Genomic DNA, 21,135 nt, shown 5'->3' with positions numbered 1-21,135 from the left:
ATCAGGTTATAAGCTGTCTATCGCGGCCGTATGAATGCGCGGCGGATAGGGCCATGCGTGGCGGGGCCTTGCGCGCGGCCTGGCCTGCGCGTCTCACTAGCCAAGGGCCGGGCGCTTCGTCCGCCCACAGCCGGCGATCTGGCCCAAGGGTCGCTCTTTTGGCGGGCGTCTGCATCCGGCGGGGAGATCGGGCCGGTCTCTCTGTTCCACCTCTGAGGGAGTGTTTTCGGGATGAGCGATGGCAAGATCGTGATCGGCACCAAGCGGTATTCCTCCTGGTCGCTGCGGGGCTGGCTCGCGGTGCGGCTGGCCGGGCTCGACGTGCGCGAGGTCGTCATCCCGCTGGCCGGCGGCTATACCGAGGCGCTGAAAAGCCAGACACCGACCGGCCTCGCACCCTATCTCGAACATAATGGCGCGCGGATCTGGGAGAGCCTCGCCATCATCGAGTATTGCGCCGAGTTCGATTCCACCCTGTGGCCGAAGAAGCGCCGGGCGCGGGCGATGGCGCGCTCGGTCGCAGCCGAAATGCATGCCGGCTTTGGCGAAGTGCGGCGGGCGATGCCGATGAACCTCGGGCGGGAAGATTACGCGGGCCTCGGCCGGACGGAAGGGGCGCTCGCCGATATCGCACGGATCGAGGCGATCTGGGCGGAGGCGCGGGAGGAGTTCGGCGCGGACGGGCCCTATCTCTTCGGGCCGCGCTTTACCGGCGCCGATATCATGTTCGCGCCCGTCGTCTTCCGCTTTCTCACCTATCAGCCCGAGCTTTCGGAGACGAGCCGCGCCTATTGCCAGGCGGTGCGGGCGCATCCGCTGATGGAGGCCTGGCACAGGGCGGCGCTTGCCGAGCCCGAGCAATGGCAGATCGAGAAATACGAGTCGCTCCGCCCGGCTGCCGCTAGCGCAGGTTGATCAGCACCACGCCCACCAGGATCAGCCCGACGCCGAGCCATTGCCGCGGCAAGAGCCGCTCCCGCAGCAGGAGGAAGCCGAGGATCGCGGTGATGGTGCTGCAGAGCGAGCTCAGCACCGCGACGATGGCGACCGCGCCGGTTTGCAGGCCGAGGCCGAGGGCGTAGAAGGCAAGCGCGGTCAGGCTGCCATAGCCGAAGGTGAAGGCGAGCAGCCGCCGCGGCGGCGGCGCGAGGTTCTGCCGCCGCGCTTTGGCGAGCGCGAAGGTGACGGAGACGCCTGAGAGGGCCGCGATCCAGAGTGCCGCGACCGGGCCGAGGGAGGGGACGACGTAGCGCCCCTGCAACCAGACGGTGACGCCATAACCGAGCGCGGCGCCGATCGCCCAGCCCACACCTGTGCCTGCGGGCGGCTTGGCGGGCCCGCGCCCGGCCTCCAGCCGCGCGGCGCGTGGCCCGAGCGCCGCGGCCCCGACCCCGAACACGGTCAGCGCGATGCCGACCGCCTCCGGCAGCGCGAGGCGTTCGCCGGTGAGCACCGCGAGCAGAGCGGAGACCGCGCCGTAGCTCGCGGCAACCGGCACGACCAGCGTGATCGCACCGGCGATGAGGCCGCGGGTCAGGCTGAAATTGCCGAAGGTGCTGCCCAAGGCGGCGCAGAGACCGAGGAGCCAGAAGGCCGGCGGCGCGGCGGCGGCCTGGGCGCGGGCGCTGTGGCTGAGGGCGAGAAGGGCGGAGAACAGCAGCAGGCTCGGCATCTGGCCATAGAAGGCGGAGCGCCAAGGGCCGAGGCCGCGGGCCGAGAATCGGGAGAGCAGATCGCCCACACCCCAAAGCAGTGCCGCAAGAAGCCCGTAGAAGATCGCCATGGCGCAGGATAGCCGCTTTCCCCGGGCCGACCCATCGAGGCCCACCGGCCACGCCAGCCGCATGATCCGGCGGACCTCCGGGGCAGCCGCGCCGGCCGGGCGGCTGCAGCTCGCCCGCTCCCCCATCACGCGGCATGCGGCTCTTGCGGCCCTGGCTCTTGCGCCCCGCGCTACCCTCGGTTCAGCCTGGGGCGCGAGACCGATCCGCGTCAGAAGGGCTTGATGACCATCTCTCCAAGGCAGGCAGGCCCGACACCCCTGGCATCTTATCGGCTGGCGCGTGGCGCGGTGCTGGCGGCGGTCGCCGCCGCGATGGTGGGAAGCAGCGCGCCATCGCCGATCTACGGCCTCTATGCGGCGCATTACCGGATCGACCATTTCGGGCTGACCGCGATTTACGCCGCCTACTCGGTCGGCACGGTCGCGGCGCTGCTCCTGCTCGGCGCGCTCTCCGACCGCCTGGCGGATCGGCGGCGGATTCTCTATGTGGGCCTGCTCTTCGTCATTGCCGGCGCGGTGCTGATGGCCTTGGCCGGCTCCGTCCCGCTGCTGCTGCTCGGCCGGCTGCTGTCCGGCACCGCCTCCGGCTGTCTGATGGGCCCGGCGACCGCGGCGCTGATCGAACTCGACCCGGCGCGGGACCGGATGCGCGCCGGCACGGTGATGACGGTCGCGGTGACGGCCGGGATCACCGCCGGCATCATCCTGACGGCGATCCTGCTGCAGCTTCGCCTGGCGCCGATGGTCTCGCCCTTCGTGCTGCTGGCGCTCGGCTCGCTGGCGCTGATCCCGCTGCTGCGCCTGGCCCCCTGGGCGCCGCCGGATGTAGCGCCCGCCATGCTGCATCCTTCCGCCGCCGCCCAAGCGCGGCCGCGTGCTTCCAGCCTGCTGCGCGAGGCAGGGCTTCCCTTCCTCCTCGCCTGCGGCGCGATGATGACGGCCTGGATGGTGGGCGGCAGCTTCCTGGCGCTCGGCGCGATCTTCGCCCGCCAACTCGCCCATATTCACAATGCCGCCGAAGCGGCGATGACGGTCGCGATCTTTCAGATCGTCGCCGGCAGCATGCAGTTCGCGGCCCGCGGCTGGCCCCCGGGCAGGACGGTGCCGGGCGGCGTCGGGCTGACGATCCTCGGCCTCATCCTTGCAACCCTCGCCGCGCTCACCGCCCGGCCCTGGCTCTTCTACGCGGGCGCGCTCTTCACCGGCTTCGGCTATGGCAGCATCTTCTGCGGCGCGGCGGCGCTCGCCAGCCACAGCGCGCCGCCGCAGGGCCGGGCCGCCTTCGTCTCCTACAGCTATATCGCGGGCTATCTCGGCAATCTCGGCCTGGTGCTGGGCTTAGGCGCGGTCGCGGATCGGTTCGGCCTCTTCGCCGCCATGGCGAGCCTGACGGGCGGCGCGATCCTGCTCGGCCTCTCCGTCAGTCTCGGATTGTGGCGCCTTCGGCAGCGGCCGGGGTGAGGGTGCCGGCTGGCCGGCGCCCTCAGGTTCAGGCGGCGGCGGCGAGGTTCCGATGCACCTCGAACGGCGCTTCGGTCTTGGCGCGGATCTCCTCGACCGTGACGCCCGGCGCGATATCGACCAGCGTCAGCCCCGGGCGCGCCACATCGAACACGCCGAGATCGGTCACGATGAGATCGACGACACCCTTGCCGGTGAGCGGCAGGGTGCATTGGCGGAGGATCTTGGGCTCACCCTTCGCCGTATGCTCCATGAGCACGACGACCCGCTTGACGCCGGCGACGAGATCCATTGCACCCCCCATGCCTTTGACCATCTTGCCCGGCACCATCCAGTTCGCGAGGTCTCCGTTCTCGGCGACTTGCAGCGCGCCGAGGATCGAGAGGTTGATATGCCCGCCGCGGATCATGGCGAAGCTCTCGGCACTGTCGAAGAAGCTCGTCGTCGGCAGTTCCGTCACCGTCTGCTTGCCGGCGTTGATGAGGTCGGCATCCTCCTCGCCCTCATATGGAAAGGGTCCCATGCCGAGCATGCCGTTCTCGCTATGCAGCACGATCTTCATGCCGGGCGGGATGAAATTCGCCACCAGCGTCGGGATGCCGATGCCGAGGTTGACGTAGAAACCGTCCTGCAACTCCCGCGCTGCGCGGGCCGCCATCTCGTCGCGTGTCCAGGGCATGATGTTATTCCCTTCGGTAAGTCGGCACCGGCCCTCTCCCCCGCCCGGCCAGCCATTCAGCATACTGGCGTGGGTGGCCGGGTGGGGGAGAGGGCCGGCAACGGTTTGAATAATTAAGCAGCGCGCGGGCGGGTGGTGCGCTGCTCGATATGCTTCTCGACCCGATCGAGCTTGACGATACGCTGCACAAAGATGCCGGGAGTGATGATGTGATCGGGGTCGAAGCTGCCTGGCTCGTGCAGTTCCTCGACCTCGGAGACCGTCGTTTTCGCCGCCATTGCCATCATCGGGTTAAAGTTGCGCGCCGTCTTGCGGTAGATGAGGTTGCCCTCGGTATCGCCCTTCCAGGCGTGGACGATGGCGAGATCGCCGACGATGCCGCGCTCCATCACGTAATGCTGGCCGTCGAACTCCCGCGTCTCCTTACCCTCCGCCACCGCCGTGCCGTAGCCCGTACGAGTGAAGAAGGCGGGGATGCCGGCGCCGCCGGCGCGGATACGCTCGGCCAGCGTTCCTTGCGGGTTGAATTCGATTTCGAGTTCGCCCGCCAGATATTGCTGCATGAAGAGCTTGTTCTCCCCCACATAGGAGGAGACCATCTTCTTCACCTGCTTCGTCTCCAGCAGCACGCCGAGCCCGATGCCATCCACCCCGGCATTGTTGGAGACGATGGTGAGCCCCGTGACGCCCGCCTCCCGAATGGCGGCGATGAGCGCATCGGGGATGCCGCAAAGGCCAAACCCGCCGGAGAGGATCAGCATGTCGTTCTTCAACAGGCCGGCGAGGGCTTCGCCCGGCGTTGCATAGACTTTGGACAAGGCCATCCTCACCACTCCTTCCTACGCGGGCACCGCTTTTTCCGGCGGATAATGCCTCAGGAGGTAGAGCATGACAGCGATCGAGGGAAGCGTGGCGAGGGCCGTCATGGCATAAAAGGCGTGCCAGCCGAGCGCCTGCGCCATCTCGCCGGAGAGGCTCGCGACCGTGCGGAGCGGCAGCGCCGCGATCGAGGACAGCAGCGCATACTGGGTCGCCGAATGGGCGCGGGAACAGAGCGAGGAGAGGTAGGTGATGAAGGCGGCATCGGCCAGGCCATCGGCGAAACTTTCCACCACCGCGGTTGCCAACAGCATGTGGTGGAGACCGCCGGCATAGGTCAGCGCCAGATACATGAGCATGCAGAGGGACTGGAAGCAGCCGGTGATGAGGAGCGAGCGGCCGGTGCCGATACGGGCGACGAGCCAGCCGCCGAGCAGCGCGCCGGCCAGCACCGCCGCGAGCGAGACGGGGCCGGTGGCAAGCGCCACCTGGCCGCGGTTGAAGCCGAGGTGATGGTAGAGAGAGGGCAGCATGGTGCCGGCGAGAGCCTCGCCCAGCCGGAACAGCACCACGAAGAGCAGGATCACCAGCCAGCCGCGGCGCTCTGCGAATTCGGCCAGAGGCTCGACGACCGAGCGGCGGAAGCGCTCGCGGAAGCTGAGCCGGCCGGCCACCATATGCGCGACGCCGGCATCCGGTCTCGGCTCCGCCGCGAGCAGGGTGACGATCGGGCCGAGCAGGGTGAGCGCCGCCATGGCGACGAATACACCGTGCCAGCCGAGGGAATCGGCGAGCTTGATGGCGGCGGCGCCTGAAATCAGCAGGGCGGCGCGATAGCCCCAGACATAGGCGGCAAGCGCCGTACCCTGCATGGCCTGGGGAAAGGTGTCGATGCGCCAGGCATCGATGACGGTATCCTGGCTGGCGGAGAAGAAGGCGAGCAGCGCCGCCGCGGCGATGAGCGCGGTGGGAGCCGTGGGGCTGGTGATCGCCATGGCGAGACAGGCGAGCGTCAGCAGCACCTGGATGAGGAGAAGCCAGCCGCGCCGGCGGCCGAGGCGCTCAGCGGCCCCAGGCGCCCGATTGTCGAAGATCGGGGACCAGAGAAATTTCAGCGCATAGGCGAGACCGATCGAGGCGGTGGCGCCGATCAGCGGCAGGCTGACCTGCCCCTCGGTGAGCCATTGCCGCAGCGTGAAGCCCGAGAGCGGCAGCGGCAGGCCGGAGGCGAAGCCGAAGCCGAGCATGAGCCAGATCCGGCGATCGGCAAGGATCGCCGAGAAGCGCGGGCGGGGCGGGGCGGGGCGGGTTGCGGAATCGCTCATCGCCGCAGCCTCTCATGTCTCGCTTGTCCTGTCTCGACTGCGATTTTGGGTTTTGCCTTCCCCAGGGGGGGCGGCCGGCTCGTGACCTGAGCGGCAGGCTCCGCTCATCATCGCTTCGCGGCGCAGCCTCGGGAGGCTCCCGCTGCTTGGCACTGTGGCGCGACCGAGGCCTCCGCGCGGTTATCTCGCACCTGTGGGGACATGCAACTCATATCCCAGCGATCGTCATGGGCGGGTGCGGGAAGGCCTCCACCGATCTCCGAGGTAGGCCTCCGCTTCGGGATGCGCGGCTTTATGCCACGCATCCCCCCGCCGGGTGGTGCAGGCGTTTGCCGACCGGCCGCCGTTCAGTAGGCGGCTTCGCGGGTCCGCGCGCGGCTGGTCTCCTTCGGGCGGTTGTCTGCACCCCGCGCGCCCGCGGCGGGGGATGAGCCCACGCCATCGGACTCGATCTTGAACTGGCTGACCAGATGGGCGAGGTCTTCCGCTTCGCGGGCCAGGCCGTGGCTCGCGGCGGTCGCTTCCTCGACCATCGCCGCGTTCTGCTGCGTCACCTGGTCCATCTGGTTCATGGCGGTGTTGACTTCCTGAAGGCCAGTGGACTGCTCCTTGGCCGAATTCGCCACATCGCTCATCAGGCCGTTGAGCCGCATCACCTGATCGACGATCACCGCGAGGACGTTGCCCGTCTCGCTCACCAGCTTCACGCCGAGTTCCACCTGCTGGCCGGAGGAGAGGATGAGCGCCTTAATTTCCTTCGCGGCATCCGCGGAGCGTTGCGCCAGCGTGCGTACTTCCGTCGCCACCACCGCGAAGCCGCGGCCGGCATCGCCCGCGCGTGCCGCCTCCACCCCGGCATTCAGCGCCAGGAGGTTGGTCTGGAAGGCGATCTCGTCGATGACGGTGATGATATTGGCGATCTGATGCGAGGATTGCTCAATCCCGCTCATGGCCTTGACGGCGTCCCGCACCACAGTGCCGGAGCGTTCGGCGCTGCTTCGGGTATCCTGCACCAGCTGCCGCGCTTCGCCCACGCTATCGGCCGTCTTGCGGACGGTGGCGGTAATCTCGTCCAGCGCGGCGGCGGTTTCTTCGAGGTTCGCGGCCTGTTGTTCGGTACGCCGGGAGAGATCGCTCGCGGCTTGCTGGATCTCCGCGGCGCCGGAGCGGACGCCCACGGTATTGGCCGCGATCGCCCGCATCGTCTCCTGCAGCGTGTCGAGTGCCGCGTTGAAATCATCCCGCAAGCTTTGATAGGCGGCACTCACGCCGGCGTCGAAGCGCGCCGTCAGATCGCCCTCGGCGAGGCGCGAAAGCGCGGCGGAGACACCCTCCATAGCGACCTTCTGCTCATGGCCCGCTTCGGTGAAGGCTTGCTCGGTCTCGCGCAGCTTGCGATCGAGATCGCGTTGGAACTCCGCCGCCTCGGCTTCCAGCCGCGCCCGCTCGATCGCATTGTCCTTAAAGATCTGCACGGCCCCGGCCATCTCCCCGATCTCGTCCCGCCGGTCGGTGCCGGTAATGGTGAGCTCTGTGTCGTTCGTCGCGAGGCGCTGCATCAGAGCGGTCATCCGCACGATCGGCCGAGCAATATTGACGACCGAGAGTGCCACGGAGGCAAGGATGGCCAGCAGGAGAACCGCGATGCCGATGCCGATGATGAGCAGGCCCTGATGCGCTCGCCGGTTCGCGTCGGCCTTCGACTGCATCGCGGAGCGCTGCTCATAGTTGGTCGCCGCGATGATCGCTTGGCGGAAATTGGTGAGTTCGCTGCCCAGTCGCTGCAGGATCAACTGATTCGCCGTGGGAAAATCGCCTTGGGCGATGGCCAGCGCGCATTTATTAGAGGTTTCGACCATCAGGTCGAAGCTGGTCTTGAAGGCTTGCGCGTCTTTTGTCTCCTCGCCAGGGTCGAGGGCGGCCGAATAGCCGGCCCAGCGGGCCCGGAAGTCCGCCTCCGCCTTCTTCTGCATGGCCACGAAGCTGTTGAACTGATCGAGCGAGTCGGATGCGGTTGCGGATGTCATGCCGAGCGAGGTCAGCCCGGCGACGTCGAAGCCATCCGCGCGCATGGCGCTGAGCGCGGTCAAGGTCGCGACATTGTCGTTGAGGTCATTGGCGATCGCGTTCAGCTTCACGAGTTGCATCATCGACACGACGCCGACGGCAAGCGAAACCAGCAGAACGACTGCATAGCCCGACAAAACCTTGTTGCGGATTTTCATATTCTCGAAGAATCGCATGGCTGAGCAGCCGCTCCTCTATTTTATTGCACTGTCTTAACCAGCTCCCGTTAATATCGGCTGAACCCGCATCGCCAAGCGGCTCATTCCTCGCGGGCGCCTGCCGGTCTGCCGCGGGTGAGAGATCTCCCCACTGCGAATGGCGAGACGGATCCTTCGTCATGATCGGGGCGCCGGGGGAAGCGATCTCCCAGTAATCCTGGAGACCTGCAACGCCGTTGTCCGCAACCTTTTCGGCCATCTCTACTGAAGAGGAGGTTACCGTGGACCGGCAGCTTGCGTGAGTTCAGGATCGGCCCGCGAGGACGCGGCTGCGGCTATAGCCACCTCGTCGCAACGCCGCGCTTTGGGTGGGCGCCCTCCGCCGGGATGAGCGCGGGCGCTCCGGCAGGCCAGGCGGGGCCGTCGGCGAAGCGGGGGCCTCCTGCCCCTGAGACGGCGCCTGCTCCCGCCTCTGTCGCGCGGCAGCAGCGATCGGTGTGGCTGTTGGCCGCGGCGGCATGCACCACCGGGGCGGACGCCTTTGCGGCGCGCGACTGCACGGGAAGGCACGGCCGGGCTCTACCGAAGAGGATGCTTCAAGGGCGCCGGGAAAGTAACGGATTTCGCAGTAAGAAGTGCGGCCGGTCGCCGCCCGGTGGGCCCCTCCACAGAGCCCAGTTGGGCGGCATTTAGCTATCCTGCGTGAGGGACGATGCCCTCTGCGGGCGGGTCGCCTGATCAGCGGGCATTGATCTCAAAATACACGTCAGGCATGGTTCGGGTTCCCAGAATAATCTGACAGCCTTGGCAATGGCGCCAAGCATACAGGTCCAGAAAGAGAAGGCTTCCCATGTCCAATCAGACAGATCGTCTGGACCCGCTTTCGAGGGCGGCGATTCGCCACGGTTCAGATAAATTTGGGGCGCATCTTTATACCAGCTTTTATGATCGTCTCTTTCGCCATCTGAGAGACAAGGCGATCAATATTCTCGAAATAGGCGTCGGCGGCTATGATACGGCGCTGGCAGGCGGTTCAAGTCTCTGGATGTGGGCTGAGTATTTTCCCTATGCCCGGATCGTGGGCCTGGATTACGCCGCGAAGACCATCAACGTCTCGCCGCGCGTAACGATCATCCAAGGGTCGCAGGTCGATATTCCTCTGCTTGATCGGATCGTCGCCGAGCATGGTCCCTTCGATATCATCATCGATGACGGTTCTCATAACGTCCAGCATGTGGACCAGAGTTTTCGCGCGCTCTACCCTCGCTTGTCGGCGCGGGGAATCTACGTCGTGGAGGACACCCAGACGGCGTTTATCGAAGGGGCCGGCGGCAGGCCGAACGGAGCGGACACGATCTTTGACCTCGCCCATAAAATCGCCCTCGCCATGCACAGCAGAGAGGGATTTGCAGGAACCGGAGATCCGGACCTCGACTACTTCGGCAATATGACGGAGCAGGTTACGGTCATCCGCAACGCGGTGGCGTTTCACCGCGGGGATAACAGCTACCCGTCCAACCTGCGCTTCTCCCTCGATCATCCGGCCTCGGCGCGCATCTACCAGACGATCGAGGATGAGGCGGCCCGCAACCCGGCGCCACGCTCCAGCCTGTCCCGCATCGACATGAACATTTGGGCCGGCAGGGCTGATGCCGCCGAGCGCCTCGCCTTAGCGGCGGCGAAGGACTTCCCAGACGATATTCACCTACTCTCCGAGCTGGCGCGGATGATGACCTGGGCCGGAAAGACAGAGACATCGGCCGATCTGCAGCGGCGTCTGGACGCCCTCCTGGCCCATCGCGCGGCGCGGAAAGAGTGACCGGGCGGCGCGGCTGACGATCCAAGAAGAGAGGCAGAAGAGGCTGGGGTAGGTCTCCCAGCCTCTTGCCTTGCCGCGACGGCTTAGGCCGCGTCGCTCTCAGAAGCGCGGTCAGCGCGCTTGCGGGCGTTGGGGTCGAGATGGCGCTTGCGCAGCCGCACGGCCGAGGGCGTCACCTCCACCAACTCGTCATCCTCGATATAGGCGATCGCCTGTTCGAGGGACATGCGGCGCGGCGGGATCAGCAGCATCGCCTCGTCCTTGCCGGCGGCGCGGATATTGGTCAGCTTCTTTTCCTTGATGACGTTCACGTCGAGATCATTCTCGCGGCTATGCTCGCCCACGATCATGCCGACATAGACCTTGTCGCCCGGATCGACGAAGAGCGTGCCGCGCTCCTGCAAATACCAGAGCGAATACTGCACCGCCTCGCCATCGGAATTCGAGATGAGGCTGCCGTTGCGCCGCCCCTCGATCGCGCCGGTCCAGGGGCCGTAGCCCGCGAAGAGGCGGTTCATGATGCCCGAGCCGCGCGTATCGGTCAGGAACTCCGAGTGGTAGCCGATGAGGCCGCGGCTCGGCATGCGGAAGGTCAGCCGTACCTTGCCGCCGCCCGAAGGCCGCATGTCCTGCAGCTGGCCCTTGCGGCGGCTCATCTTCTCGACGACCACGCCGGTATAGGGCTCATCGACATCGACCAGCACATCCTCCATCGGCTCCTCGCGCTGGCCGGTCTCCTCGTTGGTGCGGGTCAGCACGCGGGGGCGGCCGATGGTCAGCTCGAAGCCCTCGCGGCGCATCGTCTCGATGAGCACGCCGAGCTGGAGTTCGCCGCGGCCGGCCACCTCGAAAGCGTCGGTCTCGTTGCTGATCGTGACCTTGAGCGCGACATTGCCCTGGATCTCGTACATCAGCCGGTCCCGGATCTGGCGGGAGGTGACCTTCTTGCCCTCACGCCCGCCCAAAGGCCCATCATTGACCCGGAAGGTCATCGAGAGGGTTGGCGGATCGACCGGGATCGCCTGGATCGGCGTCATCAGTTCCGGCGCGCCGAGCGTATCGGGAATGGTCGCATCCGTCAGCCCGGCGATCGCGATGATATCCCCGGCCTGGGCCTCTTCCACCGGCACCCGCTCCAGCCCTTGGAAGGACATGAGCTTCGTGAGCCGTCCGGTCTCGACCACCGTGCCATCGGCCCGCAGCACCTTGAGCGGCATGTTGAGCTTGGCGCGGCCCTGCTCGACGCGGCCGGTGAGCACCCGGCCCAGGAAGTTATCGTAGTCGAGGATCGAGGCGAGCATGGCGAAGGGCGCGTCGAGATCGACCTTCGGCGGCGGCACATGGCTCACCACGAGGTCGAACAAGGGCGCGAGATCGCGCCGCGCACCCTCGATCTCGGTATCCGCCCAGCCCTGGCGGCCGGAGGCGAAGAGGGTCGGGAAATCGAGCTGCTCCTCGGTCGCGTCGAGTGCCGCGAAGAGATCGAAGACCTCGTTATGCACCTCGTCGGGCCGGGCATCGCCACGGTCGATCTTGTTGACGACGACGATCGGCCGGATGCCGCGGGCGAGCGCCTTGCCGAGCACGAACTTGGTCTGCGGCAGCACGCCTTCGGCGGCATCCACCAGCAGGATCGCGCCATCGACCATGCTGAGGATACGCTCCACCTCGCCGCCGAAATCGGCATGGCCCGGGGTATCGACGATGTTCAGCCGGATGTTCTTCCAGACCACGCTCGTTGTCTTCGCGAGGATGGTGATGCCGCGCTCGCGCTCAAGGTCGTTGCGGTCGAGCGCGCGCTCCGCCACCTGCTGGTTTTCCCGGAAAGCGCCGGATTGCTTGAGCAGCGCATCCACCAGCGTCGTCTTGCCATGATCGACGTGCGCGATGATGGCGATATTGCGAATGTCCATGTCGTCTTCCGGTTCACCACGAGGCCGGGGGGCCTGAGGGCAGGCCCAGCCGAGGGTATGCGTGAAACTAAACGCCCTGCCGGTGGCGGGTAGCCGCCAGGGGCAGGGCGCTCATATTGCGGCGCACACATAGCCGAATGTTTGCCCGGAGGCGAGAATAAAGCGCGGCCGCCGGCCCGCGCCGGGCGGGCGGGCGGCATGCGGCGGGCGGGATGCGGGCCGGGCGGCGGGGTCGGCCCGCAATCCCTCACCGCAGATGCAGATCCTCACCCGCGTCTTCGGCGTTGAGCGCCAGATGTACCAGGCGGTGGATGGCCTCGGCCCGGTCTTCGATATGATGGGCGGCGGACCAGGCGTCGATCGCCCGCGCGTCATCCGCTGAGACGACCAGCGCCACCGACCCCTCATGCCCGCCGTGCTGATCGCCAGACCTCTCAACCATGGGACATCGTCTCCTTGAAGCACAATTGTGCCTCGAAGATAGTCGAGCCACGCCGCGTCCGATGCCTAAAAAAACGATGGCTGGGCTGTGGATGACCGGACAACGGAAAGCGCCGCGCCGAGGCGGCCTTCTCCAGAAAGTTCACGCCTGTGTGATGGGAAATTGTCAGACCGGGGCCATGCTGCCGTCACAATTCGCGCTCATACTGCAAGTGCCGCTGTCAGACGCGGCGGAAGCGGGCGATGAAGAAGCCGTCCATCCCGCCTTCCTCCGGCCAGAGGCCCGGATGGGTGCGCAGAAACCCCTCCGCCGTGCGGGCCTCGCCAAGCCCCGGCGCTTCCTCCACCCCGATGGGATCGATCCTGAGCTGCAGTTGGGAAAGTGCGCGGGCAGCGCGTTCGGGCCCTTCCTCAGGCTGCAGCGAGCAGACGGCATAGACGAGCCGGCCCTCGGGCTTGAGCATCGCCGCAGCGGCGGCGAGCAGCCGGTCCTGCGTCTCGGTCAAGGCAGCGATATCGCCGCGCTGCTTGAGATAGGGCACGTCCGGGTGGCGGCGGATGGTGCCGGTGGCGCTGCATGGCGCATCGAGCAGCACGGCGTCCAAAAGCGCGGGCGGCGCCCAGGCCGCCGCATCGGCTTGCACGATCTCAGGCGCGAAGCCGAGGCGGGCGAGGTTATCCGAAAGGCGACGGAGGCGATCGGCCCGCAGCTCGACGGCGGTGACCGCGGCGCCAGTATCGGCGAGCTGCGCCGTTTTGCCGCCGGGCGCGGCGCAGAGATCGGCCGCCCGCTCCCCCGGCCTCAGGTGGAGAAGCCGGGCGGGCAGGGCGGCTGCCGCATCCTGCACCCAGAAGCCGCCCTCGGCGAAGCCAGGCAATTCCGCGACCCGCGTGCCCGCCGGCATCCGCCAGGAGCCCGTCGGCAGCGCCCGCGCCCCCTCGGGCGGCGTGTGGCCTGCCTTGAGCGTGAGATCGAGCGGAGCTTCCCCATCATGCGCGGCGGCGATACGCCGCGCCTCCCGCCCCCAGGAGGCCCAGAGCCAGGCTGGGGTATCGAGGCGCGGGCCGTCCAGCTCAGCAAGGGCGGCCGCGCCCTGTTCCGAAACGCGGCGCAGCACGGCGTTCACCAGCCCGGCGAATTTCTCGAAACCGCGGGCGCGGGCCAGCCCCACGGCGGTTGCCACCGCCGCGTGCGGCGGCGTTTCCAGAAACAGCAGCCCGGCGGTGCCGAGGCGCAGGATGTGCATCACCTGGGCCGGCGGCTCGCGCTTGAGGAAGGGTTCGAGCACGGCGTCGATCGTGCCGCGGCGACGGAGGGCGGCCGCGGCCAGCCGGTGGGCGGCGGCACGGTCGCGCGGTTCGATGGCGGGCAGCGAATCGAGCGCCTCGTCCAGCGGGCGCCGCCGGTCCAGAACCGCGGCGAGAAGGGCGAGGGCGGCCGAGCGCGTCGGGTCCGCGGGAAGCAGGGGGGATCTATCGTTCTTGGTCACCGCCGCCCTATAGCGCGTTCCGCGCATTGCGACCTGCGCGAAGCACGCTATGAAGACCGGCCATCATCAGAAGGCTCGCCATGAATCCGGTCCACGCCATCGCCATCGCCATCCTGCAAGGGGCGACCGAGCTTTTCCCCGTCAGCAGCCTCGGCCATGCGGTGATCGTGCCATCGCTGCTCGGCTGGACGCTGAACATGCATAGCGCGACGTTCCTGCCCTTCCTCGTCATGCTGCATCTCGGCACGGCGGCCGCGCTGTTCGGCTTCTTCTGGCGGGATTGGATTTCCATCCTGCGCGGCCTTGCCGGGCTCGGCACCCCGCACGACGTATCGGAAGCGCGGCGTGTCTTCTGGCTGATCGTGGTGGCGACGATCCCGGTCGTCATCGTGGGCGGCTTGCTCGAGCATCTGCTGCGGCGGGTTTTCTCTGCCCCCCTCATCGCCGCCGGCTTCCTCATCCTCAACGGGCTGTTCCTGCTCTGGGGCGAGGCGCTGAAACGCGACCAGCGCAGCGTCAAGCCGCTCTCGACGCTCACCCCGCGGGACGCGCTCCTCATCGGCTGCTGGCAGTGCCTCGCCCTCATTCCGGGCTTCTCGCGTTCGGGTGTCACCATCATCGGCGGCCTGTTCCGCGGGCTCGACCATGAGGAATCGGCTCATTTCTCGTTCCTCATCGCGCTGCCGGTGATCGTCGCGGCCGGCGTGCTCGAGGTGCCGAAGCTGGTGCATGACAAGGCGGCCCATGGCGCGATGGGCCTCGCCGCGCTTTGCGCCATCGTCGCGGGTGTCACTGCGCTGGCCAGCACCGCCTTCCTCATGCGCTGGTTCAAGGGGCATGAACGCTGGGCGACCACGCCCTTCGCCGTCTATTGCTTGCTCGCCGGCCTCTTCTCGGCGGGCTTCCTCGCTTTCGCAGGCTAGGAGCCGCGCCATGCTCAAGACCTTCCTGCTCGCCGCCACCCTCCTGCTGCCGCTGGCCGCGGGCTCCGCCGCGCGGGCCGAAAGCCCGCCCGCCCGGCCGCCCGTGGTGCATCGCGTGAACCTCGCGGCGGTTCCCATCGGCCGGATGGATCTGCCCTGGTGGCGCGCGCGGTTCGAGCGCAGCCTCGCCCGGGTGGCGCGCGGCCATGTCGGCCTCGTCTGGCTCGGCGATTCGATCACCCAGAACTGGGAGATGACGGGGCCGCAGCCCTGGGCGGATTATCGCCCGGTCTGGCAGCGTTTTTATGGTGACCGTGAGGCCGTCAACATGGGCTTCCGCGGCGACACGACGGCGAGCGTGATCTGGCGGCTCGATCACGGGGAAGTGGCCGGCATCCACCCCAAGGCGCTCATCCTGCTCATCGGCGCTAATAATTTCGGCCGCACGCATTGGGACGCCGAGAAGACGCTGGATGGGATCGAGGCCATCATCCACATCCTCCACACCAAGCTGCCGCAGACGCAGATCCTGCTGCTCGGCGTTCTGCCCAGTGCCCGCTCCGCCTGGATTACCGGGAACACGCAGATCCTCAACGCGATGCTGCAGCGCGAATTCGCCCATGACGCGGGCGTCACTTTCCTCAATGTCGGCTATCTCTTCTACAAGGACGGCCGGCTCAACCGGGCACTCTATCTCGATCCGCACCAGGCGCTGGCGGCGAGCCACAAGCCGGGGCTGACCGTGCAGACGGTGCCGAGCGTGGCGCTGCACCCGGATGCGCAGGGCATGGCGATGATCGCGGCCGCGATCGAGCCGACGCTGCATCGCCTCATGGGGGATCGGGATCATCTGGCCGCGCCCCGGCGCCCACCAGCCGGCTGAGCGGCAGCGCGGTGATCGCCCGGCGCGCCTGGCGTAAGCGCGCGCCGAGCCACCAGCACCAATCGTCGAACAACAAGGTGGAGGCGGCGGCGATGCGGGCCCGCGGCGCCCGGAAGGGCGGCTTCGCCGCGGCCAGGCGCACCGCCGGCGGCGCCACCCCCCGCGCCGCGCATTCGGCCAGCATCGCGGCGTAATCCCGCTCGAACCGCGCCTTGGCCCAAGCGACGAGCGCATCATCGTAGGCGAGATGGCGATCGAGCTCCGCCGCCATCTCGGCATCCATGCCAAGCCGCTCCTGCGGGCGGGAGACGTTGAGGCGGTGATAGGCGATCTCCCGCCAGCCGAGGCGATAGGCGAGGAGTTGCAGCGATTCCTCGAACCGTTCCGTGAGGCCGACCATGCCCATCGCCGCCATGGTTTCCTGCGCGCGGCGGAAATGCTCGGGCTGCAAGGGGCCTAGGAAATGATCGGCGGCGAAGCGCGTCTGCGGGTTATCCGCATCCGCGCCATCGAGCGCGCGATACTGCGCGAGGAAGAGCCGCAGCGCCGCGGCACCGCCCCCAGGCTTCCCGCGAGGCTCGGCAAAGATCGCGCCACCCGCTGCGAGATCCGCGCGGTGGCGGAAGAAATGCGCGAAGCGGGAGAGCAGCACGGCCCGGGGCTCGCGGCAGAAGGTCACGAAGAGCGTCGCGCTGTTGATCGCGCCCGCCGCCCGATACCAGCCATAGGGGGCATGACCTGAGACCAAGGCGAAGCCGCGCCGCTGCAGCAGGGCAAGATCCGGCCGCTGACGGCGCATGAGGTAGGAGCGGTGATGGCCGAAGCGGGCGCTCAAGGCCCGGAACAGGCTGGTGCCGGCCGTTTTCGGGCAATGGCAGAAAACCACCACCGGCTGGAGGCGTGGGCCCGCGCCGAAGCGGCGCTGCCGCGCCCGCTCGGGCAGCAGGCGCCGCGGCACCGCGAGGCGGGCGAGCACGAGGCTCATCGCGCAGAAGCCGATCTGGTCCGAATAGCCCCAAACCGGGACGCGGTTGGGGATGATGTCGATATGGCTCACCCAGTAGAGCGGGCCGATCAGGATCGCGAGTTTGGACGCGAGGCAATCGCGCGAGATCAGCACGAGGCGGGCGAAGATTGCCGCCTCATCCCAGGCTTGCGCCGCGCTGTCGGCGGCGAATTGTTTCCAGAAGAACAGCCAGCAAGCGACCATGGCAGGGACCGTTCACGATCTTGACCGGTCTAAGCTTGGCCCCTTGCTGCCAATCGTCAATCAAAACTCTGCTACGAAGCTTTGCCTCGGGCCGGATGCGCGGTCATAGCCAGCCGCGGCGCTTGAACCAGAGCAGCGGCAGGATGGCCGAAAGCGCGATCATCGTCAGGCCGTAGGGATAGCCGAAGGACCAATCAAGCTCGGGCATGCCTTTGAAATTCATGCCGTAGATGCTGGCGATCAGCGTGGGCGGCACGCCGACGACTGAAACCACCGTCATGACCTTGATGATATTGGCCTGGGTGTTGTTGATCAGGCCGAGCGTCGCATCCAGCAGAAACTGGATCTTCTGGTTGAGGTGGTTCTCGTAATCGGAGAGGGAGACGATGTCCTGGCGGAGGGACTTCATCCGGTCCCGCATCGCGCGGTCGATCCAGCCGCTCGCCGCCTGCGCCAGGAAGGGCAGGATACGCCCGACGCCGAGCAGGCTGTCCCGCACGTTCGAGCTGAGATCGGCAGCCCGGCCGAGCGCCTGGAGCACGCCCTTGAGATCGGTGCCGTGCTTCGGATGGCCCGGAGCCTTGCGGCGGGCCTCCATCGTCGTCTCCTGGAAGATGTGCTTGGAAATGCCGTCCAGCTCGTCGCGGATGCCTTCGAGGATATCGGCCAGCCGATCGCTGATCGCCTCCAGCAGAAGGATGAGGATATCGACCGGAGATGCCGTCGCCATCGGGGCGCGGTGCTGCGCGAGCAGGAAATTCTCGAAGGCGCGGCTGCGATGGAAGCGGATGGTGATGAGCGTCTCGCGGTCGAGCGCGAAGCCCATCGGGCGGACGATCGCGGGCTCGCCCTCCATCTTGGCGACCAGCGGCATGCTGAGATAGATCGCCCGCCCGTCATAGGCGAGGCGGCTTGAGGTTTCGATCGCGGAGAGATCGGCCTCGCTCGCGATCGTAAGGCCGCTCGCGGCGGCGGCGCGGGCCTTCTCCTCCTCCGTCGGGTCGAGGAGGTCGATCCACTGCGCCTCATCCAACCCGGCGTCCGGTGGGCAATCGCAGAGCGGCAGGCCCTCGCGGGCAGCATAGGCGGCGAGCATCGGGGCTTATCCTTAACGCCTGGAGGCAGGCGGGAAGGATAGCGCGGCTTCGCCCGCCCACAACCGATAGCGCGATGACAAAGCCGCCAAAAAGTGCCGCTGCGCCGAGGCTGGCGCCCGCCTCAGCCGTAAGGGGGCTTGGTGTAGCCGGCCGGCGAGAGGGTGAAGATCTCGCAGCCATCCTCGGTCAGCCCGATCATATGCTCGAACTGGGCGGACAGGCTGCGATCGCGCGTGACCGCGGTCCAGCCGTCATCGAGGATCTTCACCGCCGGGCGGCCGGCATTGACCATGGGTTCGATCGTGAAGACCATGCCGGGCTTGAGCTTCAGCCCGGCGCCTGGCGTGCCGTAATGCAGCACGTTCGGCGCCTCGTGGAAGCGGCGGCCGACGCCATGGCCGCAGAAATCCCGCACCACGCTGAAGCGCTGCTGCTCCACATAGCTCTGGATGGCGTGGCCGATATCGCCGAGCGTATTGCCCGGGCGGGCGGCGGCGATGCCGCGCATCATGCTCTCATACGTCACCTCGATCAGCCGCCGCGCCTTGGTATTGGCCTCCCCGGCGACATACATCCGGCTGCTGTCGCCGAACCAGCCGTCCAGCACCACGGTGACGTCGATATTGACGATATCGCCCTCCTCCAGCTTTCGCGGGCTCGGAATCCCATGGCAGACGACATGGTTGATCGAGGTGCAGATGGATTTCGGATAGCCGCGATAGTTCAGCGGCGCGGGCACCGCATCATGGGCGCGGATGAAATCGTGGCAGAGCGTGTCGAGCGTCTCGGTCGTCACGCCGGGGGCGACATGCGGGGCGATCATGTCGAGCGTTTCGGCGGCGAGCTTGCCGGCGGCGCGGAGCGCGGGAAAATCGCTCTGATCGTAAAGGGTGACCCGGCGGGCGTCGGTCTCGCCATCCATCTGCGTTTCTCCATCAGGCTCCGAAGCAGGGGGCCTCAACCGGCCGAGAATGCGCGGGGCAGGGCGGCTGGTGCAAGCCTTCTGGAGGCAGGGCAGGGGCGAAGCCTCGGCTCCGCTTGCTTGCGGAGGGTTAAGTTGCCGCGGGCGCGAGGCTCTGGCAGAGAGCGCGCATGCATCGCCGATCCATCCTGCGCACGATTCCCCTCGCATCCAGCCTGCTGCTTCTCGGGCGGGCCGGCACGGCCGAGGCCGCGGGCAGCTTCAATGCCTTCCTGGTGGAGGTGGACCGCATGGCTGCCGCCCGCGGCGTGAGCTACGCGACCCGCGCCGCGGCGCTGCGCGGCTTGCAGCCCGATCCGAAGGTCATCCAGTTCGAGAACTACCAGCCCGAATTCACCCAGACCTGGGTGCAATATTCCGCCAAGCGGCTGACCGCCGCGCGCATCACGGATGGGCGGCAGCACGCCGCGGCGGCCGATCAGGTGCTTGCCGATGTGCGCGCCCGCTTCGGCGTCGATCCCGGGGTGATCATGGGCATCTGGGGGCTCGAAACCAATTACGGCAGCTATACCGGCGGCTATTCGGTGGTGCAGTCTTTGGCGACCCTCGCCTGGAGCGGCCACCGCCTCGCCTATTTCCGGGATGAGCTGATCGCCGCCCTCGAGATCATCGACAGCGGCGCGGTGACGGCGGCGGGCATGACCGGCAGCTGGGCCGGAGCGATGGGCCAGCCGCAATTCATGCCAAGCGTGTATCGGCGCCTCGCGGTCAGCTTCGATGGCCGCGGCCGGCCGAATATCTGGACCAGCATCCCCGATAGCCTCGCTTCCATCGGCAATTATCTGCGCAATTCCGGCTGGCGGCTGGGCCAGCCCTGGGGCGAGCCGGTGGTGATCGGCCCTGCCCTCGGCGGGGATGGAGATACGACGCTGCCGCTCGGCCGCTGGCTCGCGATGGGGGTGGAGCGCCTGCCGCGTCACCCTTGGGTCGCCGAGGATACGCCCGCCCGGCTCGTTTTGCCGGATGGCGCGGGCGGCGCCTCCTTCCTCGTCTATCCCAATTTCAAGGCGATCCGGCGCTACAACCCATCCGATTTCTACGCGCTTTCGGTCGGGCTGCTCGGCAACGCCATCATCGCATGATGCGCCCCCTGCCGCCCCGCCGCGCGCCCGCCAAGCCGAATGCCGCGGGGCCTGCCTCTGCCCGGCCGCGCGCCGCCGCGGCTGGGCTCGCGGCGCTCAGCCTCGCCCTCCTGCCGCTCGCCGGCTGCATGGGGCCGCCGCCGATAACCCCGCATCCGCGCTACACCATCGGCCAGGGCTACGAGGCAGATGGCGTCTGGCATTACCCGCGCGAGGATTTCGGCTATGACCGCACCGGCCTCGCCAGCATCTATGGCGCGGACGCCCCGCGCGAGACGGCCGATGGCGAAGCCTACAGCCCGCGTGCCATGGCCGCCGCGAGCCCGGTTCTGCAGCTCCCCTGCATCGTGCGGGTGACGGATCTCGAGACCGGGCGGCAGCTCATCCTGCGGGTGAACGATCGCGGCCCGGCCGACCCCGGCCGCATCCTGGCGGTAACGCCGCGTGCTGCAGCCCTTCTCGGGATGGCTGAAGGGGGTGTGGCGGAAGTGCGGGTGACGGTGCTGAAGGGGCCGAGCGAGGCGCTGGCCGACCAGCTGGGCGGCGGCATCAAGATCGCGGCTGCCCCCGTCGGCGGCTTCCAGGCGGCAAGCCTCGCGCCGCCGCCGGGGGTTGCGGCCGCCGGCGGCCCGGCGATCGGCCAGGCGGACCGGGCGAACCAGCCGGCGGCGCCCGAGGTGGTGCCCCCGCTCCGTCTGCCCGAACAGCTGAGCCAGGTGCCGCCCAGTCCCGGCGCGCTCTTCATCCAGTCTGGCAGTTTCGGTAATACGTCCGACGCTTTCCGGGCGGCGGCCCGCCTCGCCGGCTTGCCCGATCCGCGCATCCTGCCCATCGCCGGGGAAGGCCGCACGCTCTACGGGGTGCGCACTGGCCCCTATCCCAGCGTGGCGAGCGCGGATGCGGCGCTTCGCGCCAGCCTCGCCGCGGGCGCCGTGGACGCCAGCATCATCGTGCAGTAATCCCGCCCGCAAAGCCGCCTCGGCCCGTGCCACGACATCAATCG

General features: G+C 67.8%; 18 protein-coding genes. 7 read left to right on the top strand and 11 right to left on the bottom strand.

The window, feature by feature from the left end; translation table 11 throughout:
- Positions 1-231: 231 nt before the first annotated feature.
- A complete protein-coding gene (locus ACYQ7X_RS11330) occupies positions 232-915 on the top strand; it encodes a glutathione S-transferase (RefSeq protein ID WP_459697131.1) in 684 nt (227 codons plus the stop codon).
- Here the strand turns inward: ACYQ7X_RS11330 and ACYQ7X_RS11325 are convergent.
- A complete protein-coding gene (locus ACYQ7X_RS11325; RefSeq protein ID WP_459697130.1) occupies positions 902-1,783 on the bottom strand; it encodes an EamA family transporter in 882 nt (293 codons plus the stop codon). The genes ACYQ7X_RS11330 and ACYQ7X_RS11325 overlap by 14 nt on opposite strands.
- Before the next feature lie 222 nt (positions 1,784-2,005).
- On the opposite strand from ACYQ7X_RS11325, the gene ACYQ7X_RS11320 reads away from it, so the two are divergent.
- Complete coding sequence (locus ACYQ7X_RS11320) at positions 2,006-3,244, top strand: MFS transporter (protein WP_459697129.1); 1,239 nt, start codon at positions 2,006-2,008, stop codon at positions 3,242-3,244.
- Positions 3,245-3,272: 28 nt separating this feature from the next.
- Here the strand turns inward: ACYQ7X_RS11320 and ACYQ7X_RS11315 are convergent, their stop codons facing one another.
- The 4 genes from ACYQ7X_RS11315 to ACYQ7X_RS11300 form a co-directional block, all read right to left on the bottom strand.
- Positions 3,273-3,923, bottom strand: a complete 651-nt coding sequence (locus ACYQ7X_RS11315) for a CoA transferase subunit B (RefSeq protein WP_459697128.1) — start codon at positions 3,921-3,923, stop codon at positions 3,273-3,275.
- A 113-nt stretch (positions 3,924-4,036) separates the two neighbouring features.
- Positions 4,037-4,741, bottom strand: coding sequence for a CoA transferase subunit A (locus ACYQ7X_RS11310; RefSeq protein ID WP_459697184.1), 705 nt, complete (start codon positions 4,739-4,741; stop codon positions 4,037-4,039).
- A gap of 21 nt (positions 4,742-4,762) precedes the next feature.
- Entirely contained in the window at positions 4,763-6,067 is a 1,305-nt protein-coding gene (locus tag ACYQ7X_RS11305) for an AmpG family muropeptide MFS transporter (RefSeq protein WP_459697127.1), read from the bottom strand.
- A 347-nt stretch (positions 6,068-6,414) separates the two neighbouring features.
- Positions 6,415-8,310: a HAMP domain-containing methyl-accepting chemotaxis protein gene (locus ACYQ7X_RS11300; RefSeq protein ID WP_459697126.1), complete on the bottom strand. Its 1,896-nt coding sequence runs from the start codon at positions 8,308-8,310 to the stop codon at positions 6,415-6,417.
- Positions 8,311-9,142: 832 nt separating this feature from the next.
- On the opposite strand from ACYQ7X_RS11300, the gene ACYQ7X_RS11295 reads away from it, so the two are divergent.
- Positions 9,143-10,111 (top strand): O-methyltransferase, encoded by a 969-nt coding sequence (locus ACYQ7X_RS11295; RefSeq protein WP_459697125.1) that lies wholly within the window; start codon positions 9,143-9,145, stop codon positions 10,109-10,111.
- An 83-nt stretch (positions 10,112-10,194) separates the two neighbouring features.
- Here ACYQ7X_RS11295 and typA read toward each other — a convergent pair whose 3' ends face one another.
- From typA to ACYQ7X_RS11280, 3 genes are all read right to left on the bottom strand, one after another.
- Positions 10,195-12,024: a translational GTPase TypA gene (typA, locus tag ACYQ7X_RS11290; protein ID WP_459697124.1), complete on the bottom strand. Its 1,830-nt coding sequence runs from the start codon at positions 12,022-12,024 to the stop codon at positions 10,195-10,197.
- 247 nt (positions 12,025-12,271) lie between these two features.
- Positions 12,272-12,466: a hypothetical protein gene (locus ACYQ7X_RS11285; protein ID WP_459697123.1), complete on the bottom strand. Its 195-nt coding sequence runs from the start codon at positions 12,464-12,466 to the stop codon at positions 12,272-12,274.
- 220 nt (positions 12,467-12,686) lie between these two features.
- Positions 12,687-13,955, bottom strand: a complete 1,269-nt coding sequence (locus tag ACYQ7X_RS11280; RefSeq protein ID WP_459697122.1) for an RsmB/NOP family class I SAM-dependent RNA methyltransferase — start codon at positions 13,953-13,955, stop codon at positions 12,687-12,689.
- Positions 13,956-14,035: 80 nt separating this feature from the next.
- Between ACYQ7X_RS11280 and ACYQ7X_RS11275 the strand changes: the two genes are divergently transcribed.
- Both ACYQ7X_RS11275 and ACYQ7X_RS11270 read left to right on the top strand, forming a co-directional pair.
- Positions 14,036-14,878, top strand: coding sequence for an undecaprenyl-diphosphate phosphatase (locus ACYQ7X_RS11275; protein ID WP_459697121.1), 843 nt, complete (start codon positions 14,036-14,038; stop codon positions 14,876-14,878).
- Between the two features lie 10 nt (positions 14,879-14,888).
- Positions 14,889-15,761 carry a GDSL-type esterase/lipase family protein gene (locus tag ACYQ7X_RS11270; protein ID WP_459697120.1) on the top strand — a complete coding sequence of 291 codons (873 nt, stop codon included), beginning with the start codon at positions 14,889-14,891 and terminating at the stop codon, positions 15,759-15,761.
- On the opposite strand, the gene ACYQ7X_RS11265 is transcribed toward ACYQ7X_RS11270, so the two are convergent.
- The 3 genes from ACYQ7X_RS11265 to map all read right to left on the bottom strand — a co-directional run bounded on the left by ACYQ7X_RS11265 (position 15,709) and on the right by map (position 18,990).
- On the bottom strand, positions 15,709-16,971 hold the full coding sequence (locus ACYQ7X_RS11265) for a sulfotransferase family protein (protein ID WP_459697119.1): 1,263 nt from the start codon (positions 16,969-16,971) through the stop codon (positions 15,709-15,711). The genes ACYQ7X_RS11270 and ACYQ7X_RS11265 overlap by 53 nt on opposite strands.
- Positions 16,972-17,074: 103 nt before the next feature.
- Positions 17,075-18,067 carry a magnesium transporter CorA family protein gene (locus ACYQ7X_RS11260; protein ID WP_459697118.1) on the bottom strand — a complete coding sequence of 331 codons (993 nt, stop codon included), beginning with the start codon at positions 18,065-18,067 and terminating at the stop codon, positions 17,075-17,077.
- A gap of 122 nt (positions 18,068-18,189) precedes the next feature.
- Entirely contained in the window at positions 18,190-18,990 is an 801-nt protein-coding gene (gene map / locus ACYQ7X_RS11255; protein ID WP_459697117.1) for a type I methionyl aminopeptidase, read from the bottom strand.
- A gap of 170 nt (positions 18,991-19,160) precedes the next feature.
- Between map and ACYQ7X_RS11250 the strand changes: the two genes are divergently transcribed.
- Positions 19,161-20,132: a lytic murein transglycosylase gene (locus ACYQ7X_RS11250; RefSeq protein WP_459697116.1), complete on the top strand. Its 972-nt coding sequence runs from the start codon at positions 19,161-19,163 to the stop codon at positions 20,130-20,132.
- A complete protein-coding gene (locus ACYQ7X_RS11245) occupies positions 20,129-21,091 on the top strand; it encodes an RlpA-like double-psi beta-barrel domain-containing protein (RefSeq protein WP_459697115.1) in 963 nt (320 codons plus the stop codon). Before ACYQ7X_RS11250 ends, ACYQ7X_RS11245 begins: the two co-directional genes overlap by 4 nt.
- Positions 21,092-21,135 lie beyond the last annotated feature (44 nt).

Source organism: Acidisoma sp. C75, from assembly GCF_054665095.1.
This window is presented reverse-complemented; position numbering and strand designations above follow the sequence as displayed.

Bases quoted from the DNA above. Each gene is read 5' to 3' on its own strand.
- ACYQ7X_RS11330 (WP_459697131.1), top strand. From the start codon at position 232: ATGAGCGATGGCAAGATCGTGATCGGCACCAAGCGGTATTCCTCCTGG.
- ACYQ7X_RS11325 (WP_459697130.1), bottom strand. From the start codon at position 1,783: ATGGCGATCTTCTACGGGCTTCTTGCGGCACTGCTTTGGGGTGTGGGC.
- ACYQ7X_RS11320 (WP_459697129.1), top strand. From the start codon at position 2,006: ATGACCATCTCTCCAAGGCAGGCAGGCCCGACACCCCTGGCATCTTAT.
- ACYQ7X_RS11315 (WP_459697128.1), bottom strand. From the start codon at position 3,923: ATGCCCTGGACACGCGACGAGATGGCGGCCCGCGCAGCGCGGGAGTTG.
- ACYQ7X_RS11305 (WP_459697127.1), bottom strand. From the start codon at position 6,067: ATGAGCGATTCCGCAACCCGCCCCGCCCCGCCCCGCCCGCGCTTCTCG.
- ACYQ7X_RS11300 (WP_459697126.1), bottom strand. From the start codon at position 8,310: ATGCGATTCTTCGAGAATATGAAAATCCGCAACAAGGTTTTGTCGGGC.
- ACYQ7X_RS11295 (WP_459697125.1), top strand. From the start codon at position 9,143: ATGTCCAATCAGACAGATCGTCTGGACCCGCTTTCGAGGGCGGCGATT.
- typA (WP_459697124.1), bottom strand. From the start codon at position 12,024: ATGGACATTCGCAATATCGCCATCATCGCGCACGTCGATCATGGCAAG.
- ACYQ7X_RS11285 (WP_459697123.1), bottom strand. From the start codon at position 12,466: ATGGTTGAGAGGTCTGGCGATCAGCACGGCGGGCATGAGGGGTCGGTG.
- ACYQ7X_RS11275 (WP_459697121.1), top strand. From the start codon at position 14,036: ATGAATCCGGTCCACGCCATCGCCATCGCCATCCTGCAAGGGGCGACC.
- ACYQ7X_RS11270 (WP_459697120.1), top strand. From the start codon at position 14,889: ATGCTCAAGACCTTCCTGCTCGCCGCCACCCTCCTGCTGCCGCTGGCC.
- ACYQ7X_RS11265 (WP_459697119.1), bottom strand. From the start codon at position 16,971: ATGGTCGCTTGCTGGCTGTTCTTCTGGAAACAATTCGCCGCCGACAGC.
- ACYQ7X_RS11260 (WP_459697118.1), bottom strand. From the start codon at position 18,067: ATGCTCGCCGCCTATGCTGCCCGCGAGGGCCTGCCGCTCTGCGATTGC.
- map (WP_459697117.1), bottom strand. From the start codon at position 18,990: ATGGATGGCGAGACCGACGCCCGCCGGGTCACCCTTTACGATCAGAGC.
- ACYQ7X_RS11250 (WP_459697116.1), top strand. From the start codon at position 19,161: ATGCATCGCCGATCCATCCTGCGCACGATTCCCCTCGCATCCAGCCTG.
- ACYQ7X_RS11245 (WP_459697115.1), top strand. From the start codon at position 20,129: ATGATGCGCCCCCTGCCGCCCCGCCGCGCGCCCGCCAAGCCGAATGCC.